1 protein-coding gene is annotated in these 930 nt (G+C 72.7%); it reads left to right on the top strand.

Going from position 1 to position 930, the window contains the following annotated elements:
* Positions 1-28: 28 nt before the first annotated feature.
* Positions 29-930, top strand: a 902-nt coding sequence (locus GT354_RS56525; RefSeq protein ID WP_161357331.1) for a sensor histidine kinase, incomplete at its 3' end; no start/stop codon positions are given.

Genomic DNA, 930 nt, shown 5'->3' with positions numbered 1-930 from the left:
GTTCCTCATCGCGCGTCGGCGCCGGCCCGTGCAGGTCCTCACCGCGACGGTCGTCGCCCACAGCGCCTTCCTGGTGGTGGTCACCCCGAATTCCCACAGCTACGGCGGCGCGATGGCGGTCGCGCTGTACACCGTCGCGCGGTCGCGCGGGGTCCGCGAGATCGCCGCGGCGGCCGGGGCGTGCCTGGTCGTACAGTTCGCGCGCTCCCTGTACGGCGAAACGGACGTCGTGGTGCTCGTTCTGGGGGACGCGGCGACGACGGCGCTGCTGATCGGGGCCGGCCTGGGCGTGGCCAGGTGGGAACAACAGCGCGCCGCCAACCGACGATTGCTCGAGGACCGGGCGGTGGCCGAGGAACGCCGGCGCATCGCCCGGGAGTTGCACGACGTCGTGTCGCATCACATCACCACGATGAACGTCATGTCGGGCGGAGCGCGGTCCACGATGACGCAGGCCCCGGACTCCGCGCGAGCGGCGCTGATCACTTTGGAAAAGTCCGGTCGAGCCGCGCTCGGCGAGATGCGCCAACTGCTCGGCGTACTGCGCAGCACCGACACTCCCGAGAAGGCCCCGTCCGAACCCCAGCCCGGGATGGACGACATCGACCGCCTGATCGCCCAGTCGCGCGCGGCCGGCCTGACCGTCGCCTACGAGGAGGTCGGCGAGCCGAGGCCGCTGCCGCCGACCGCTGGGCTGACCCTGTACCGGATCGTGCAGGAGGCCCTGACCAACACCCGCAAGCACGCGGGTGACGCGCGGGCGTCCGTACAGGTGCGACACCTTCCCGACGGGGTCACGGTCGAGGTGCTCGACGACGGCGCGGGCGGCTCGCCGTCGGCCGGTCTGGCGGGAAGCGGCTACGGCCTGACGGGCATGCGCGAACGGGTGGCCCTGCACGACGGCACCCTGGAGACCGGGCACCGCCCGGG

The organism is Streptomyces sp. SID3343, from assembly GCF_009865215.1.
Taxonomy (GTDB): domain Bacteria; phylum Actinomycetota; class Actinomycetes; order Streptomycetales; family Streptomycetaceae; genus Embleya.
The sequence above is the reverse complement of the archived record's forward strand: the minus strand, read 5'-3'. Positions and strand labels throughout refer to the sequence as shown.